The following is a 17,650-nucleotide window of genomic DNA, read 5'->3' on the forward strand; positions in this document are numbered from 1 at the left end:
AACAAATGTTCTTATTTTTTATCATAATAGATTTCTACCCTTATTGCAATGCACCTTTAACTGCCGAAACGGTTTTTAAGGCTGCCTCAAAATCTTCATATATTAAATTCCCAATGACAATCGTATCAGCATAAGCGGCCATTTGTCTCGCCTGCTCCTCAGAACGAATACCTCCACCATAAAAGAGCTTCGTTTGTTCTAATACCGCTGACACTTGTTTCACTGTATCCGCATCGCCATATATGCCACTAAATTCTAAATAAAAAACAGGAAAACGATAAAGGTTTTCAGCCATTCTTGCATACGCAATAATGTCATCCTGATCTAAATCAACATTCGCTTCTGTTAACTCAGCGACCTTTGAATCGCGATTTAAAACACAGTAGCCTTCCATTACGACTTCATCCCAGTTCATAATCGCCCCAAACTCTTTAATCGCTTGATGATGTTGGCCTAAAATCCATTCTCTTTTTTCACTATTCATCACAGACGGAATAAAAAAGTAATCACAACCTGGAGTAATCGAATCGACATTAGATACTTCAAGTGCACACGAAATCGCATAACGACGCACCTTAGCCATTACGTGTAACGTATTATCAAGAGTCACTCCATCCGTGCCTCCAATAATAATTCCATCTGTTCCCGATTCACAAATTCTTTCTATTTGTTCATCTGTCAACGCCCGATTCGGATCTAATTTAAAAACATGACGCCACTCTTGATAGTTTAGCATCTCAATCTCCTACTTCCCTACAATCTTTTTAACCATTCTACTCCAATTAAAATAGACTTATTCTGTTCGTCATTATATCAAAGATAAAGACTGTTGTCGTTGCTTCTTCCCCGTTATCCTGTGACCAAATTGTAGAAAAGAATGGGAATCAGATTCTATTTTTACATAACATTGGGGGAACCCGGAGTTGACGGCTTTTTTCACATCAGTGCTGGCCAAACGGGGGGTGACGGCGTTGCTCGGCTCTTTTTTCACATCAGCGACGGCCAAAACGCGGTTTTCATTTCCATCAAAAAAAAAGACAACAAAGCTGCCATTAGCAATTTGTTGTCTTTTTTTATATCCATTCACTTAATCATTAATTACAACTAGTTTATCTTCGACTGATGTTCGTTGCTTTGCTTTTGGAACGATTTCATAATAACCGATATGCAAAGTTGCCACGATTTTTTCTCCTGGTTGAACCCCTACCGCTTCTCTAAAAATAGGATCGAGATTATAAGCATTTGTTTTCCAGCAAACTCCTATTCCTTTTTCCCAAGCTAGTAATTGGAAGTTTTGAATCATAGCTGATACGGCACAAATGTCTTCTTCCCATTTTTTCTGTCTTGGGTCCTCTGGCATAACTACTAAAAGATGCAATGGTATATCTTGATAATACTTTTCCATTGCCGTGGCCTTATTCTCTTTTTGCTCAGCATTATATGTGTCAATCACAGCTTCTGCAAATTTCTTTTTTCCTTTTCCTTCAAAAGCAATAAAACGCCACGGCTCACGTTTCCCATGATTTGGAGCATATACTGCGTCATTTAAAAGCTCCACCATGTCCTGAAGTGGAATTGGATCGGTTTTGAAATCACGTATGCTTCGACGCTCACGAATTAATGTCGAAAGCGTACTCACTTTTTCGTTCATAAAAACTCCCATTTTAAGCACCACCTATTCATTATTCTTTTATCGGAATCAATTAATATTGATAATCATTTTCACTTATAACTATAGTATAAAGGGACAAGTTGTGAAGAGCAAGTCTCGTTAACTTTTTGCTCGCCTTCTAAGTAAAAACGCATCTATCTTCCCTGATAAATAAACAAATGAAAAAGGAACGGTGCAAATAATTAGTTCTTTTATGTTATCCCAACCAATTATAAAGTGTGAGTCAATGAACTTTTAACATAGTTACAATAGAAAAACGAATTAAAAAGAGGCTTAAATATATAAAAACCATTTCGAGAGATCAAAATGGTTTTTATACTATAAATTCAATGACTATTTTGGCCGAATAATAACGGCTGTTCCATATGCAATAATCTCAGATGCATTTGCCATAACCGTTGAGGTTTGCATCCGAAACCCGATAATCGCATTAGCTCCTTTTTTCTCAGCAGCTTTTTTCATTCTTTCCACTGCCAAACTGCGAGCTTCTTCCATCATTTCGCTGTAGCCTTTTATCTCTCCGCCAACGATTCCTTTTAATGAAGCTGTAATATCACGCCCAATATGCTTCGTTTGCACCGTTCCACCTTCAACAAAACCTAATACTTCTTCAACCGTATAGTTTGCTACTTCATTTGTCGTGACAACTAACATCTTGCCGCCCCCTTTTATTAGATCAATCTTATCTAATTCTATTTACGTCACCTTCAGACAAATAGTTTCATTTTTAAAAAATATTCCCCTGTCAATAAGGATGGAGCCGTTTTTGCTTCTTCTCGTTATTCTTGAATTCCTATATGAGTAAAATTAATGACATCAAACAAACCTCTATCTGTTAATTTAATCGCCGGAATAACTGGAAGTGCTAAAAAGGACAAAGTGATAAACGGGTTCCAGTCCCCCTCAAAACCAATCTCCTCTAAGGCTTGATCGATCTTTTTCAAACGGGCATACACTTCTTCAAATGGTTTTAAGCTCATCAACCCAGCTAGCTCTAATGGCAACGATGCTAAAACCTCGTCTCCCCTTACGACTGCTATCCCACCACGAATGTCTCTTACATGAGAGATCGCTGTATATAAACTTTGATCGTCGACACCGCAGGCCACGATATTATGAGAATCATGGGCAACGGTTGAGACAATTGCTCCCTCTTTTAAAGGGATTCCTTTAACAATACCAACCCCGACATGCCCCAAATTATGATGACGCTCGACAACGACCTGCTTTAAAAGATGCTTTTCAACCGAGCTTCTAAACAACCCGTCCTCCATATCCACTTCTTCTTTTAAATGTTCCGTCATAATCGAGCCTGGTTTTGTACTAATAATATTAGCCTTTTTGCCTTCTTCAAGCGACAATGCTAATGATTCAAGAGTAAAATCACGTAAACGTACACTATCGGTTAATGCAAGAGGTGGGGTTACTTGATGGCGTAATTCAGTTATTAGATGGCCATCTTCTGCGACCTTTTCCCCCATCACAAAAACTTGTTCAACTTCAAGATTCTCTAAGTGACTCACAATCAAAAAGTTTGCTTCGTATCCTGGGGCAATCGCACCCTTTTCTTTCAGTTCAAAACATTCAGCTGCATTTAAACTTGCCATTTGTATCGCTTGAATTGGGTCAACACCGTGTTGAATCGCCAAACGAACACTTGCATCAATGCTTCCTTTTTCAACTATATCATCCAAATGTTTATCGTCAGTTGAAAATACACAACGCCTTGCATTAGCAGTGGTTAAGATAGGCAATAATGCTTCAACATCTTTGGCTGCTGTCCCTTCCCGCATTAATAAGTACATTCCCCGTCTAAGTCTTGCTAACCCTTCTTCTGCTGTTACTGCTTCATGATCATTGCGGATTCCCGCCGTCATATACGCATTTAAGCCGTCCTCATCAAGACCAGCTGCATGACCGTCAATTCCTGCTCCGTTCTTTTTGGCAATGTTCAGCTTTTGAAGCATCGATTCATCACCTGAAAGAACGGCAGGGTAATCCATTACTTCTCCTAAACCGTGCACTTCCTTATTTTGAAATAATAAATCAATATCATTTGCTGTTAAATCCGCTCCATTATTCTCAAAAGAAGTCGCTGGTACACATGATGGGGCCATGACTTTTACATCAAGAGGCAAATCCTTAGACGCTTCGACCATATATTTGACCGCACTTAATCCACCGACATTGGCAATTTCATGAGGATCAGCCATGACCGTTGTCACTCCTCTTGGAACGACGATTTTGGCGAATTCTTCTGGGGGGACCATCGCAGATTCGATATGAACGTGACCATCTATAAAAGCAGGCGAAATGTATTGACCGTTCAATTCGACGATCTCTTTTGCCTCCTCGTATGAACCAATTCCAACAATATAGCCGTTTTTTATCGCCACATCTGCCTCGTAAAGCGATAATGTAAACACATCAATGATTTTTCCATTTTTTAAAATTAAATCAGCCTCTTCTGCTTTAGCTGCTGCAGCAATCTTATTTTTCAACTCATTTTTAGGAACCATAAGCACACCCGCCTCAATATACATTTTTCCTATTGTAGTATGAATTGATTCAAAATGCACCTGGTTCGTAAGGAAATCACCGGGAAAGCTTTTACTTTTAAACAGATTAACTCTTATTACTCAACTTTCGCAGCGTATAATTGCCCCTTAACCGTTGATAGAGATTGACTTTAGGGCGATACAAGACTCAAATTGACTTTACATGAACAGTTCAATCGTTGACAGTCTGAACACATCTTTTCGTAGGCTGTTGAAGGGATTTGTTCACTAAAATTAGGCCCTCCGGCGGTCGCTCCCAAACAGACACGGAGACTCCCGCAGGAATAAACCGTGGAGCGAGACCCCACAGGTGTACCGAGGAGGCTCGCCAGGTTCTCGGCAAGGACGCGGAGTAAGGTTTTGGTAGCGACCGCCGGAGGGCATATTTTTTTTACTGCGCAGTTTATCCGTTTGGTGTGATAGTACGTTCTCGCTTTTCAAACGTGTCAAGGGCATTTGTTTAAGAGCTTCCCTTTCGCTCTGCCAACTAGTTGAACGGATTTTCTCGATGCGAAAGTTGAGTTATTACTTGGAAGTGTTTTTATTTGGACAAAATGAAAGTTACCCTAAAATAAAAAAATAGTAGCACAGGCCATGATCTATGCTACTAATCTTAGTATATCTTTAATTAATTTATGCTTCAGTACAGCGAAAGCAAAAGCCTTCACCTGGCTTAATGACATCTAAAAGCAGCTGATCTTCCGGTACAACATAACCAACAACATTAACGGCATCATGTGCTGGCAACGACTTTTTAGTAATTTGCAATTCACCTTGATAACGTCCATATCGTTCATTATCAATTGTTATACTTCCTCTAGGCCGTTCCACTGTTGAAACTATCGGTACGTGAAACTTACCTGTTTGAGCATAACTCCTAGAAGTAGCTGAACGAATAACATCTCGAGCAGAGTCCAGCCGTTCATAATGTACCTGTTCAATAAGTTCTTTTGTTGGTTCACTCGCTTTTAAGAACGTTGTTCGAAACGTGATAACGCCCTTATCATAGGTAGAGAACGTTTGAGCACTTTCTTTAGAGAGCCATGGATCACCTATAATGACTTTATCTACCCCGCATTCTCGCCATAGTTCTACTGCTGCGGCAAAAGGCGAAACGTGACGATGCTGCTCAAGTGTAGGCAATCCCTTATTTATTGGCCCCCTTTTCTCTCCTTCGCCAGGGACAAAGGCGGCAATCTTTATACCACATTGTTTCAGTTGCCTATTTTTCTGAATGAACGAATGTTTGGCTAAGCCTGTCTCTGGTCGCGGGTAATAATTATGCCATGCTTCTACATTCGCAAGATTCAGTCCTTTTTCCAATAGCTCTTCAAAAAAGGAATCCGTTAGTGTGCTGGCATTAAGAACGACTCGCATGACCTTTGAAAGCCTAACAATTTCCTCAGCCCCAATTCCATAGTCAATTCTTAACCCACTTAATCCTTTTATCTCAATGGAAGAGCCTAATAGAGATAATGAACTCGGAGAAATATCAGCAATCAGTTCCATATTATGTTGAACTGCCCACTCACCTAACTGCTTTAATTCTTTTATATACATAGATGAGTCGTCTTCCGGTATATGAAGGGACGTAAAGATAGTTTGAAATCCATGTTCCTTCATCGTTGTAAGGTATTCATTTATTTGTTCCTGTGAACGTTGCCCCAAAAAGATAGACACCCCACGCATCATTTCCTCATCTCCTTAATATAAAAAGTGGAGCCTGTTTGCTTAGAAGTGAGAAAAAATACAGGGCTGACTAGAAAGTCGCTTTTTGACTTTATAGTCAGACCGATTTTTCTTGAGCTTCTAACAGGCGGAGCTAGATTGATAAAAAGCGGAGTCCGTTTGCTCAGAAGCGAGAACACTAAAGATCAACGCTAAGTTCGCGACGTCCTGTCGCAACGCCTTGTACCCACTTCCTGTAGGCAGGCCGATTTTTCTTGAACTTCTAACAGGCGCAGCTAGATTGATGACAACCTTATTCCAGGTTTTTAGCCATTTCTTCTTTATATCCAAATGCATACGTAAACAGAAAACCAAATGTATACGCAATGACAAGTCCTAAGAAATAAAGAAAATACTTATTATCAGCAATAAGTGGAAGAAGTGATAAACCTGACACTCCAATCCCTAATGAAGCCGTTTGCATAGCAGCCTGAAAAGCTCCTCCAACTGCAGCACCTAAACACGCGGTAATAAATGGGCGTCCAAGCGGAAGCGTTACCCCATAAAGGAGTGGCTCTCCAATTCCAAGAAACCCAACTGGCAATGCACCTTTTACTGTATTTTTTAAACGTTGATTTTTTGTTTTCACATAGACAGCGATGGAAGCACCTACCTGTCCAGCACCAGCCATTGCTAAAATCGTCAGCAGTGGGGTCGCACCCATTATATTTACGAACTCTAAATGAATAGGTGTTAATCCATGATGCATTCCGATCATAACAAGCGGCAAAAATGTTCCGGCTAAAATCGCACCTGCAAATACTCCTCCGACATCTAATACACTATGAATTCCTTGTGTAATCCCATCTGACAAAAAGCTCCCAATTGGTTGAAGAACAATAATTGTTAGAACCCCAACAAACAATACTGTGATAAACGGAGTAAGGATAATATCTAGAGAAGATGGAACCCCTTTTCGAACAAATTTTTCAACAACAGCCATAAACCAACCTGCTAATATAATCGCAAAAAGTCCCCCTTGTCCAGGTACTAATTGTTCTCCAAACAAAGTGATGTTTGCAAGGGCAGGGTTAATTATGAGGATACCAGCAATCGCTCCTAGTGCAGGTGTCCCTCCAAACTCTTTTGCCGTATTCCAGCCAACCAAGATCCCTAAAAAGGCGAAAATTCCTCCACCGATGACAAGTAGAATTTGTAGCCATGTCGTTTCAGGATCAACTCCGGCATTTTGAGCAAAGTTCGCCCCTCCATTAATTAAACCTGAAGCGACTAGAGCTGGAATCAATGGAATGAAGATGCTCCCAATTCTTTTCAAAAAGTTTTTTATCGGTGAGCGTTTTTTATTATTTTTTGCCGGATATTCTACCGAATCAGATTGTTCACTCCCAAGTGTTAGTCCTGTAAGTTGACATAGTTCAGCTGAAACTTTGTTAACTGTTCCTGGACCTACGACAACCTGCAAAGTTTCATCTTCTACTACACCCATGACACCATCGACTTTCTTTACCTCGCTTAATTGAATCTTTTGCTCATCTTTAAGCTTCAATCGAACTCTGGTCATACAATGCGTAATGCTAATAATGTTTTCTTTTCCCCCAACATTGCTTAAAATTCCTTCGGCAATGGCTTGTTCTTTTTTCATCATTCTTTCCCCCCTATTAATTATCTGAAATGGCTCCCTTGACGAACCCTTCCGCTTTATTTAAGCGATCCAATGCTTCCTCATAAGAAACATCAGCCAAGATCATAACGATCGCTGGTTTTACTTGACTATTTGCTTGCTTAAACACTTCCGCAGCTCTCTTTTCATCTATGCCTGTTGCTTGCATGATAATCTGCTTTGCACGAACGACTAATTTCTCATTTGTCGGTTTCACATCAACCATTAAATTGTTATAAGCCTTCCCAATTCCAATCATCGAAGCCGTTGAAATCATATTTAACACTAGCTTTTGGGCTGTTCCAGCTTTTAATCTTGTAGAACCCGTGAGCACTTCCCCACCAGTCACTACTTCAATTGGATAATCGGCGAAGTGACTAATTTCAGCATCATCGTTACAAGAAATGCTCCCTGTTACAGCACCTACTTCATTAGCATATTTTAAAGCTGCAATCACATAAGGGGTTCTTCCGCTTGCTGCTATTCCAATGACAACATCATTGTTACTGAGTTCTATTTGTTGTAAATCACTTTTCCCTAGTTCTAATGAATCTTCTGCCCCTTCTACTGCTTTTACAAAAGCCTCCTCTCCCCCAGCGATTAATCCAACGACGACTTTGGGATCGGTTCCAAAAGTTGGTGGACATTCAACAGCATCTAATAAACCTAAGCGTCCACTCGTTCCAGCCCCAACATAAATCACTCTTCCTCCTTTTTTTAAGGATTGAATCGTCTGTTCTACTAAGCTCTCTATTATAGGGATAGCTGCCTTAACAGCATGAGGGACTGCCTGATCTTCGTAATTCATAATCTTCAGTACTTCCAACGTAGACATTTCATCCATCTTCATCGTTCGTTCATTTCGTTTTTCTGTTGATAATTTGTCTAGCATTTATAACATCTCCCTTAATACTCATCTACCTCTTATAGTTTTTAACGTTTTTATTATACTATCATCTGAAATAATAAATCAATATATAACATATTTTTATAAAATTTTATTTCAATTTAGACAGACTACGCTTTTTAGCTTTTTTTAATGTAATATAAAATTATCTCTCCGCTTCCGACTACTTACTTTTCCCCAAAAGGAACAGTCCCAAAAGCCTTAAATAGAAAAAGCCAATGCATTTTACTCGTTGTAAAATACATCGGCAGTGATTATTTTTGCATGAGATTAGTTAGAGGTGGACATGGAGCGATGTTCACGGCTCCCGAAAATTATGCTCCGCTAAGATTAGGATTCCTCCTTTTATACTTGTGAATTTTTCCATTCTATTTTGAATATAAAATAAGGAATTTCCAATAAAAAAAGTTAGATGACCGTCATTTAAGTCATCCAACTCTTTTTTAGCTAGTTTTGTCCCTAACTTTTAGAAATATATGCAACTTGGTTATTCTCCAACTGTTTCTTGTTCTTTTATACGATCTAGAGTCATTTTATAACCATCATTTCCATAGTTTAAGCAGCGCTTCACTCGTGAAATCGTCGCTGTGCTTGCACCCGTCTCTGTTTCAATTTTGTGATATGTATATCCGTTTTGTAACATACGAGCTACTTCGAGACGCTGTGCAAGAGATTGAATCTCATTAATGGTACAAAGATCATCAAAAAACTCATAACATTCTTCTAAATCTTTTAATGACAAAATGGCATTAAATAATTGGTCGAGCTCTTTGCCTCTTAATTTATTTATTTGCACGGTAAGCACCCTTTCTTGTCTTCTATTAATAAGTTACGCTTCCTTTAAGACCGGGAGAATCAGGAATAATGTTTACCCACGTTTGACCTTGCTTAAAAGGTACGATTTCCCCATCTTTTATCGGAAGAATTCGTCCGGCGTTATTAACCCATTCTAATTCTTGTATTTTACCACTATGAATCAGTAAAGCCTTACCTCCTGATTCGAGATCAACAGACCGTCTTCCTGCCTCATCCAAAACTTGATGCGTGGCCTCAACGATAAAAATATTAGCTAATTCAATGGCAGCCCCTGTTTCATAATCGACTGTCTGCTCTTCATTATACCGATAATAAGTCATTTTTGTCTCGTCTAATCGATAATGGACATTATATAAATCTAAATAATTAATGGATATTTCGGTTGCTTCCTCACCAGAAACCTCAACATTTTTATCTAAAAAGACATTTGGCTCAACTTCAGCCTCAAACTCCAATTGCTCTAGTTTCATACCTTCCATTAAATGATTTAATGATAAGTACGAATTATGAGGGGCGACACGATCGCTTGAACGTTCAAATAAGGTGCCATCATAATATAATCCATTCAAATAATCTGTCGTACCATTTGTAAGCATCGTCTGTGCGTCTGGGCTCCAGCCATGGATCACAAGCATCGCCTCGTACCCATCTGATAAATCAACAAAATAAGGCCTTGCACTTCGAATAGGTCCAATCCGTTCTGGTAATTGGCTTTGATACAAAGCCACAAAACGCGTTACTTCATATTCTGCCAATACTTCATAAATGAGATCCGCTTCTAATAGCCCCGACTGCGGACGAGCAGCCGGAGAATTATTGATAACCGCCCCAATCACACGATTATTATTGATGACATCCGTTTCTACTCCTGTTAAAGGATGCGTTAACATCACTTCTGATTCAGGGACTTCCGGCTCCTCATTATCTTCTGGTATTTGTTCATTTTGATTAGGACTTTCTTCCTCGGCATGAGGTTCGCTACATCCAGCGATTATTATGAGTAGAGTCATAATTATTCCAATCCAATATTTCATCCTCTTTTCCCACAACCTTTTCCCTATTTTTCTTTATCCTAGCATCAGGCTAAAGAACCTATTTTTAGTTTAACGCATAATAGACGGGAACAATACCGTTTTCTTTTTGACATCATAAATTCCTTTTTGAGTCACACGAACATAAGGTAAGTGGGTTGAAGAGAAAAAGAGTAAACTATAGATTGGGTCTTCGTGTTTATATCCTCGTTCTCGTAATAAAGAAACTAAGTGCTTTTCTTCTCCCATAATTTCTTCCATCGATTTATTAGACATCATGCCAAGCAAAGGAAGCTCTATATTTCCGATAACCTCACCTTTTTCGGCAAGCACAATTCCTCCACCTTGTTCTTTCATTTGATTAAACGCACAAACCATATCTGGAATACTCTTACCGATTAAGATAACATCGCCTGAATTATTATAGGAGCTTGCTAAACCAGAAATTTGGTTTCCAAATCCTTTAATCATCGTCGTAATATGCCATTTCCCATGGCGGTCAATAAGGGCATAAAAACTTTCATCATGTTCTTGGCTTAATTCTTTTGTCGTTGAATCAATCGAAATATGATAAGGTTTCAAAATAACTGCATTAGCCATTTCAATTCCCATTGGCATCGAAAAGTGAAGCTCATCCTCATGTAAATCCCAATTATATTCAACTTTATCGACTCCGTAATCTTTCCATGGGAAGAAATCATCACGTTCGATTACTTTATTTTCTCGAACAATCCATTGCCCTTTTGCCAATACGGAAACAGGTGTTGGGTTATCTTCTGCAGATAAAAAGTTTAAATTCGCCATTCTACCTGGCGCGATTAAACCATGCTTATTTTCAAAATTATAATAGCGGGCCACATTATACGTCGCCATATTGTAAGCTTCGATCGGCGGAACGCCATTGTCGATCGCAATTTGAATGAGATGATTCATCACGCCAGACTCATAAAAGGAAGGCGGAGAACCATCCGTGTTCATCAAACAGCGATCAAAGCGCTCGAGACCTAACTCTTGTAACTCGATTAAAATCTTTTTCAAATCTGGTCGAATCGAGGATTGGCGTAATGACGTGTAATAGCCCATATTAATTCGCATTAACGCATCTTTTCCAGTAATTGATTCATGATCAGATGTGACACCAACTAAAGCCATCTGGGTTAGTGTTTTTTCTGAGGCTCCAGGAAAATGTCCTTCGATTGGTTTACGAAGTCGTTTTGTTTCTTGGATCCAATGAAGAATTGCATCGTCTCCACTTAATACCTTGGGCCAAGATGTTAGCTCTCCCCCTTGGACGACTAAATGATGCTCAAGCCACTCCTTCATTTTTGAATTCGAAATCGCATCTTCATTTGCTAGTTCTGTCTGTGGATCGTAACGTGACCACCAATACATGGAGGTTGGTTGTTTATCTAAGTCGCTAATTAAAGTAAGCGCTTTCTTTTTTTCTAGGGCCAATAGAAAAATTAAGTTGTCACTTATCAGTGTTGTTGTACCTGTTATAGATGCATACTTTGCAAAGCTCAGGGGATTATAAAGTTGAAATGGGTGAACATGATGTTCAATGTAACCAGGAACAATAAATTGGTTCTCACAATCAACGACTTCCGCATCATGTAAAACAGGCGGCATTTCATCTCCCACATAAACAATGGTGTCTTCGGAAATCCATATATTTGCTTTAAGCCATTTCTGACGAGCTTGATTTAAATAAGTAGCATTCTTTAAAACAAGTGATGGTGCCTGTTCACCTTTAACAACAGCGAGTTGATGTCGTAGTTTTTTCTTTGTCGATCGATTCAATCTCTCAGTCATAATGTGCAATCACTCATTTCTCCAATCAGTTTTTTCTATAGTACCACATAAATTGTTAAAGACTAACATCTATGTGATATGTTTTCACACATTTTTTAAAAAGTCATTACTTTGTAACATTAAATCGTAAAAAAAGAGCTTTTTTCTCGGTATTCATCCAGTAATATCCAAATAGCTGAGGAGGCTCCCGGCTCACCCGCGGAACGCGTAGGGCATGCAGCTGACGGAGTAAACAAACTACACTTTTTCTCGCTTCTGACCAAACGGACTTCGCTTTATACTTTTAGGAGGTTTTTCTTTTGAAACAAAATATTGGAATATGTGGTGCTTTCATTCGAATTACGATTGGTTTTGTTATTTTAGCATGGACAGGCTCAAAATGTGCCAACCGCCATACTCGTGATTTCCCTATAATTGCCGGTCTAATAGGGGCAATGAAGGTGGCAGAAGGGATTACTCGCTTTTGCCCTATCATTTATTTAGTGCAAAAACAAAAAGAGTATAAGCAAGAATCACCAAACGAAGTGGTTAATCCTTCATAATCATAAAAATACAGTATGGGAACATGTATATGCCATCCCATACTGTATTATTCGTAAGAGGTACAACGAATTCCTCTTTAAAATGGTCATTTTTCTTAACTTATGATGAAATGACTTTGGAAATCGCTTTTTGCCCTATATCGCTACGATTAAATAAGCCAGATGATTTTACTTCTTTTACCGCTGAATAAGCTTCTTTTTGTGCCTCAGCAATGGTTTTACCTTTTCCAGCGACTAATAGGACACGCCCTCCGTTTGTCACCCATTGTTCTTCTTCTTTTTTAGTCCCTGCATGGAAAAGAAGATGTGGCTCTTTTATGTTTTCTAATCCTTTAATTAAAATACCCTTTTCATATGCTCTTGGATACCCTTTGCTTGCTAGAACAACACCAAGTACTGCCTCATCTGACCAGTCCAATTCAGGTCTTTTTCCAGCTAATAATGTTTGTAACACTTCATAAAGATCAGAATTCAAGCGTGGTAAAACAACTTGTGTCTCTGGGTCACCAAAACGAACATTGAACTCAATGACTTTAGGGCCTTCTTTTGTCATCATTAGACCGGCATACAAAATCCCTGTAAATGTACGTCCCTCTTGAATCATCGCCTCGGCCATTGGTTGTAAAATCTCTTTCACCGCACGGTCAACATCTTCTTCGGTAAATTGAGGTACTGGAGAATAAGCTCCCATTCCACCTGTGTTTGGTCCCTCATCCTGATCATAGGCACGTTTATGATCTTGTGCTCCCACCATCGGTACAACAATATCGCCATGAACAAAAGCCATTAAGGAAAGCTCTTCACCATCTAAATATTCTTCAATGACAACCGAGGCACCTGCATCGCCAAATTGATTATCTTGAAGCATCGACTGTAAAGCAGCAATCGCCTCCTCCACAGTAAAAGCGACAACGACTCCTTTGCCTGCCGCTAAACCATCTGCCTTAATGACAATCGGAGCCCCTTGCTCTTTTACATAAGCAACTGCTTTTTCATAATCTGTAAAATTCTCATAATCGCCGGTTGGAATATTGTACTTTTTCATCATTTGTTTCGCAAAAGATTTACTACCTTCTAATAAAGCGGCTTCCTTATTTGGTCCGAATGTTGGAATGCCTTCAACCGTTAAACGATCCACTAAGCCAGCTAAAAGTGGTACTTCTGGACCGACAAAGACGAGTTCTACTTCATGTTGAATCGCAAATTTGACGATTTCCTCATGAGCCGCTTCAGCGATATTTACGACTTCGGCCACATCGACCATCCCAGGATTACCTGGTGCAACAAATACCTTTGAGACATGTTTACTTTTTGAAAATTTCCAAGCGATCGTATGCTCTCTTCCGCCACTACCGATAACTAATACATTCACAAAAATGTCCCCTTTTTTATAAAACCACTGAAAATGATCTGCTCGTTAAAAATGGTTACATTAATTAGACTGCTCCGCCAGCTCCATACCCTACGCGTTCCGCGCGTGAATCGGGAGCCTCCTCACGACTAGTCGCTGCGGGGTCTCCCGTACTTCACTAATCCCGCAGGAGTCTCCGGGTATTGCGCTCGCTCCGCTTTGGTCAAAGAAAAAACAGCTAAAGCGACATAGATCTTCTAAATGAATAACCAATTATTTATAATTTTCCTCTGTTAAGGTTGAGCATGGGATTTTTTCAGTGCCTTCTTTTTTTATTGAGCTTTTATTTGAGCCTTTTAACTTTTGATTAATGTTTAAAGTGACGAACTCCTGTGAAGACCATTGCGATGCCATATTCGTTCGCTTTATCAATCGATTCTTGATCTTTAATCGAGCCACCTGGTTGAATAATAGCGGTAACTCCTGCTTTTCCAGCTGCTTCGACCGTATCATTCATTGGGAAAAAGGCGTCAGAACCTAAGACAGCTCCAGCACTTCTTTCTCCTGCTTGTTCAATCGCAATTTTAGCCGCTCCGACACGATTCATTTGACCGGCCCCGATTCCTACCGTCATCTTATCATTCGTTAAAACAATCGCATTAGACTTCACATGTTTTACCACATTCCAAGCAAGCTTTAATGCTGCCCATTCTTCTTCACTCGGTTGACGCTCCGTTGGTACTGAGATCGTAGCCTCATGAAAACCATAGCGATCTTCATCTTGTACAAGCAAACCACCGTGAATCGATGTAATCACTTGCTCTTTTTTCTCTTTAGCCGCTACATCAATGGTCAATAAACGAAGATTTTTCTTAGATGTTAATACATCCAGTGCTTCCTCTGTAAAGGATGGCGCGATAATAATTTCTAAAAAGATTTCTTTCAATTTTAGTGCTGTCGCTTGGTCCACTTCACGGTTCAAGGCAATAATCCCGCCAAAAATAGAAACTGGATCCGCTTGGTAAGCTGCCTCATAAGCCGCTTCAATCGTTTCACCTGTTCCAACACCACATGGATTCATATGCTTGACGGCAACCGCTGCTGGCAGATCAAATTCCTTCACAATCGCTAACGCAGCATCTGCATCTTTAATATTGTTATAAGAGAGCTCCTTGCCATGAAGCTGAATGGCTTTAGCAATCGAATTATCGTCCGCTAATGGCTTTTCATAAAAAACAGCTTGTTGATGTGGGTTTTCCCCATAACGTAAGTCTTGTTTTTTCGTGTAAGTAACCGTTAATGATTCTGGATTTTCTTCTCCGACTTCTTTTGTTAAATACTGGGCAATTAAAGCATCATACCCTGCTGTGTGACGGAATACTTTTGCCGCAAGCTTACGACGTGTTGCTTCTGTTGTAGCTCCACTATCTAATTCTGTTAAAACCGTTTCATAATCAGCTGGATCGACTACGACCGTAACATGCTTATTATTTTTTGCGGCAGAACGAAGCATACTCGGTCCACCAATATCAATGTTTTCGATCGCATCAGCAAAAGTTGATTCCGGTTTAGCAATCGTTTCTTGAAATGGGTAAAGATTGACACAAACGACATCAATTGGCGTAATATTATGTTCCTTTAGTTGGGCGACATGATCTTCCTTTTCACGCATGGCCAATAAACCACCATGAATGTTTGGATGTAAGGTTTTCACACGACCATCCATAATTTCTGGGAAGTTTGTCACTTCAGAAATACCAGTTACTGGAACACCCGCATCTTCAATCGCTTTTTTTGTCCCACCAGTTGAAACAACTTCGAAGCCTCGCTCCACTAAACCTTTAACAAAATCTATAATGCCTTCCTTATTCGATACGCTCACTAATGCTCTTTTCTTTGTCATCTTACTCCCCTTCCACCTTATGTAAGGAAAAAATTGCTTGTAATGTTTCTGGATACAATTTGTGTTCCACAGCTTGTATCTTTTTCGTTAATGACTCTCTCGTGTCATTCCCCTCAACTTGAACTGCCTCTTGAGCAATGATTGGTCCCGTATCCATTCCTTCATCAACATAATGGATTGTAACCCCAGTAACTTTCACCCCAGCTTCAAACGCTTGGCCAATCGCATCAAGCCCGGCAAATGCCGGTAATAGTGACGGATGAATGTTGACAATACGCCCTTCATAAGCAGTAAGAAGTGTCGTTCCGATTAATCGCATATACCCTGCTAACACGATAAAATCAATTTCGTTTTCTTTTAAATGACGGACAACCTCTTCTTCATACGCACTCTTTGTCGGAAAGTTTTTCGGCATATATTCATAGACAGGAATATTGTAGTTGGCTGCACGTTCCACCACTTTCGCCCCCTGTTTATCACAAATAACGAGTGCCACTTCCGCTTGTAATTTCCCAGTTTTTGTCGCCTTAATAATAGCCTCTGCATTGGAGCCACTACCTGAAGCAAACACAGCTATTTTCATAAATCAATGCCCCCGATATGAACCCCTTCACCTTCAATCACTCGACCAACCACAAAGGCCTGCTCTCCTTCTTTTTGTAAAAATTCAAGCACTTTGTCCGCATCCTTTTCAGAAACGACAACTGCCATTCCGATTCCCATATTAAAAGTAGAGAATAGTTCACGCTCGGTTAACCCGCCATACTGTTGAATGATTGAAAAAATAGGTGGCACAGGCCATGAAATTTCACTAACTTCCACCGCTAAGCCCTCTGGGAGCATTCGTGGAAGATTTTCATAAAAACCTCCACCTGTAATATGAGCTAAACCGTGGACATCAAACTCTTTTTGTAAAGCTAAAAGTGGTTTCACGTAAATTTTCGTTGGTGTTAAAAGTTCTTCTCCTAATGTTCGATTAAGTGTCGGCAACTCGTCTTGCAAACTTAGCTTGGCATCCTCTAACAAAACTTTCCTTACTAATGAAAAACCATTACTATGAAGTCCACTTGAAGCAAGCCCGAGCACGACATCATCCGCTTTGATTTTGTCACCTGTAATGACATTGGCTTTTTCAACAGCACCTACCGCAAAACCAGCTAAATCATATTCCTCAACCTCGTACATTCCAGGCATTTCAGCTGTTTCCCCACCAATTAAGGCACATCCTGCTTGTTCACAACCATCAGCAAACCCTTTAACAATGGCTTCAATTTTTTCCGGAATCGCTTTTCCACAAGCTAGATAATCTAATAAATAAAGGGGTTCTGCTCCTTGTACGACAATATCATTGACACACATCGCAACCGCGTCAATCCCAATCGTATCGTGTTTATCCATCATAAAAGCAAGCATAAGCTTTGTGCCAACTCCATCTGTTCCAGAAACGAGAATCGGTTCCTTCATTTGCAGAGCAGAAAGGTCGAACATGCCGCCAAACCCACCTAGACCACCCATGACACCTAATCGAGAGGTTCTTTCCACATGGCTTTTCATTCGATTCACTGCTTCATAACCTGCTTCTATATCAACGCCTGCTTTTTTATACGCTTCGGACATGGTTTAATTGCCTCCTACTTTAGCTAACTACTTACTATATGTTTTTAATTTTTCATATGTTTAGAAGATAGATCATTTTCATATACTCCACC

The 17,650-nt window shown here is 39.7% G+C and carries 15 protein-coding genes; 1 reads left to right on the top strand and 14 read right to left on the bottom strand.

The window, feature by feature from the left end:
* Nucleotides 1-40: 40 nt before the first annotated feature.
* The 10 genes from AA0017_RS16320 to AA0017_RS16365 all read right to left on the bottom strand — a co-directional run bounded on the left by AA0017_RS16320 (nt 41) and on the right by AA0017_RS16365 (nt 12,145).
* A complete protein-coding gene (locus tag AA0017_RS16320) occupies nt 41-736 on the bottom strand; it encodes a heptaprenylglyceryl phosphate synthase (protein ID WP_413376157.1) in 696 nt (231 codons plus the stop codon).
* Between the two features lie 351 nt (nt 737-1,087).
* Nucleotides 1,088-1,663 carry a nitroreductase gene (locus tag AA0017_RS16325; protein ID WP_413376159.1) on the bottom strand — a complete coding sequence of 192 codons (576 nt, stop codon included), beginning with the start codon at nt 1,661-1,663 and terminating at the stop codon, nt 1,088-1,090.
* A gap of 342 nt (nt 1,664-2,005) precedes the next feature.
* Nucleotides 2,006-2,326: a YbjQ family protein gene (locus AA0017_RS16330; RefSeq protein ID WP_413376161.1), complete on the bottom strand. Its 321-nt coding sequence runs from the start codon at nt 2,324-2,326 to the stop codon at nt 2,006-2,008.
* A gap of 125 nt (nt 2,327-2,451) precedes the next feature.
* The gene (gene ade, locus AA0017_RS16335) at nt 2,452-4,191 is read right to left on the bottom strand and encodes an adenine deaminase (RefSeq protein ID WP_413376162.1); all 1,740 of its coding nucleotides are present in this window, start codon (nt 4,189-4,191) and stop codon (nt 2,452-2,454) included.
* 672 nt (nt 4,192-4,863) lie between these two features.
* Nucleotides 4,864-5,919 (bottom strand): DUF871 domain-containing protein, encoded by a 1,056-nt coding sequence (locus AA0017_RS16340; protein ID WP_413382651.1) that lies wholly within the window; start codon nt 5,917-5,919, stop codon nt 4,864-4,866.
* Between the two features lie 292 nt (nt 5,920-6,211).
* A complete protein-coding gene (locus tag AA0017_RS16345; RefSeq protein WP_413376164.1) occupies nt 6,212-7,561 on the bottom strand; it encodes a PTS transporter subunit EIIC in 1,350 nt (449 codons plus the stop codon).
* Between the two features lie 16 nt (nt 7,562-7,577).
* Nucleotides 7,578-8,471, bottom strand: a complete 894-nt coding sequence (murQ, locus tag AA0017_RS16350; protein ID WP_413376166.1) for an N-acetylmuramic acid 6-phosphate etherase — start codon at nt 8,469-8,471, stop codon at nt 7,578-7,580.
* A gap of 502 nt (nt 8,472-8,973) precedes the next feature.
* Nucleotides 8,974-9,282, bottom strand: coding sequence for a YerC/YecD family TrpR-related protein (locus AA0017_RS16355; RefSeq protein WP_003324773.1), 309 nt, complete (start codon nt 9,280-9,282; stop codon nt 8,974-8,976).
* 25 nt (nt 9,283-9,307) lie between these two features.
* A complete protein-coding gene (locus AA0017_RS16360; RefSeq protein ID WP_413376168.1) occupies nt 9,308-10,336 on the bottom strand; it encodes a DUF3048 domain-containing protein in 1,029 nt (342 codons plus the stop codon).
* 69 nt (nt 10,337-10,405) lie between these two features.
* Nucleotides 10,406-12,145 carry an adenine deaminase C-terminal domain-containing protein gene (locus AA0017_RS16365; RefSeq protein WP_413382654.1) on the bottom strand — a complete coding sequence of 580 codons (1,740 nt, stop codon included), beginning with the start codon at nt 12,143-12,145 and terminating at the stop codon, nt 10,406-10,408.
* Nucleotides 12,146-12,444: 299 nt separating this feature from the next.
* Here AA0017_RS16365 and AA0017_RS16370 point away from each other — a divergent pair, with 299 nt between their 5' ends.
* Nucleotides 12,445-12,687, top strand: coding sequence for a DUF2892 domain-containing protein (locus AA0017_RS16370; protein WP_413376170.1), 243 nt, complete (start codon nt 12,445-12,447; stop codon nt 12,685-12,687).
* 100 nt (nt 12,688-12,787) lie between these two features.
* Here AA0017_RS16370 and purD read toward each other — a convergent pair whose 3' ends face one another.
* The 4 genes from purD to purM all read right to left on the bottom strand — a co-directional run bounded on the left by purD (nt 12,788) and on the right by purM (nt 17,558).
* Nucleotides 12,788-14,059 (bottom strand): phosphoribosylamine--glycine ligase, encoded by a 1,272-nt coding sequence (purD, locus tag AA0017_RS16375; RefSeq protein ID WP_413376172.1) that lies wholly within the window; start codon nt 14,057-14,059, stop codon nt 12,788-12,790.
* 346 nt (nt 14,060-14,405) lie between these two features.
* On the bottom strand, nt 14,406-15,941 hold the full coding sequence (purH, locus tag AA0017_RS16380) for a bifunctional phosphoribosylaminoimidazolecarboxamide formyltransferase/IMP cyclohydrolase (protein WP_413376174.1): 1,536 nt from the start codon (nt 15,939-15,941) through the stop codon (nt 14,406-14,408).
* A 1-nt stretch (nt 15,942) separates the two neighbouring features.
* Nucleotides 15,943-16,524, bottom strand: coding sequence for a phosphoribosylglycinamide formyltransferase (gene purN / locus AA0017_RS16385; protein ID WP_413376176.1), 582 nt, complete (start codon nt 16,522-16,524; stop codon nt 15,943-15,945).
* On the bottom strand, nt 16,521-17,558 hold the full coding sequence (gene purM / locus AA0017_RS16390) for a phosphoribosylformylglycinamidine cyclo-ligase (RefSeq protein ID WP_413376178.1): 1,038 nt from the start codon (nt 17,556-17,558) through the stop codon (nt 16,521-16,523). The genes purN and purM overlap by 4 nt, the downstream gene beginning before the upstream one ends.
* Between the last annotated feature and the right edge of the window lie 92 nt (nt 17,559-17,650).

This window comes from Alkalihalobacillus phoenicis (genome assembly GCF_047302405.1).
Classification (GTDB): Bacteria; Bacillota; Bacilli; order Bacillales; family Bacillaceae_D; genus Alkalihalobacillus.

Coding starts and splice junctions, on each gene's coding strand:
- AA0017_RS16320 (WP_413376157.1), bottom strand. CDS start 736: ATGCTAAACTATCAAGAGTGGCGTCATGTTTTTAAATTAGATCCGAAT.
- AA0017_RS16325 (WP_413376159.1), bottom strand. CDS start 1,663: ATGGGAGTTTTTATGAACGAAAAAGTGAGTACGCTTTCGACATTAATT.
- AA0017_RS16330 (WP_413376161.1), bottom strand. CDS start 2,326: ATGTTAGTTGTCACGACAAATGAAGTAGCAAACTATACGGTTGAAGAA.
- ade (WP_413376162.1), bottom strand. CDS start 4,191: ATGGTTCCTAAAAATGAGTTGAAAAATAAGATTGCTGCAGCAGCTAAA.
- AA0017_RS16340 (WP_413382651.1), bottom strand. CDS start 5,919: ATGCGTGGGGTGTCTATCTTTTTGGGGCAACGTTCACAGGAACAAATA.
- AA0017_RS16345 (WP_413376164.1), bottom strand. CDS start 7,561: ATGAAAAAAGAACAAGCCATTGCCGAAGGAATTTTAAGCAATGTTGGG.
- murQ (WP_413376166.1), bottom strand. CDS start 8,471: ATGCTAGACAAATTATCAACAGAAAAACGAAATGAACGAACGATGAAG.
- AA0017_RS16360 (WP_413376168.1), bottom strand. CDS start 10,336: ATGAAATATTGGATTGGAATAATTATGACTCTACTCATAATAATCGCT.
- AA0017_RS16365 (WP_413382654.1), bottom strand. CDS start 12,145: ATGACTGAGAGATTGAATCGATCGACAAAGAAAAAACTACGACATCAA.
- purH (WP_413376174.1), bottom strand. CDS start 15,941: ATGACAAAGAAAAGAGCATTAGTGAGCGTATCGAATAAGGAAGGCATT.
- purN (WP_413376176.1), bottom strand. CDS start 16,524: ATGAAAATAGCTGTGTTTGCTTCAGGTAGTGGCTCCAATGCAGAGGCT.
- purM (WP_413376178.1), bottom strand. CDS start 17,558: ATGTCCGAAGCGTATAAAAAAGCAGGCGTTGATATAGAAGCAGGTTAT.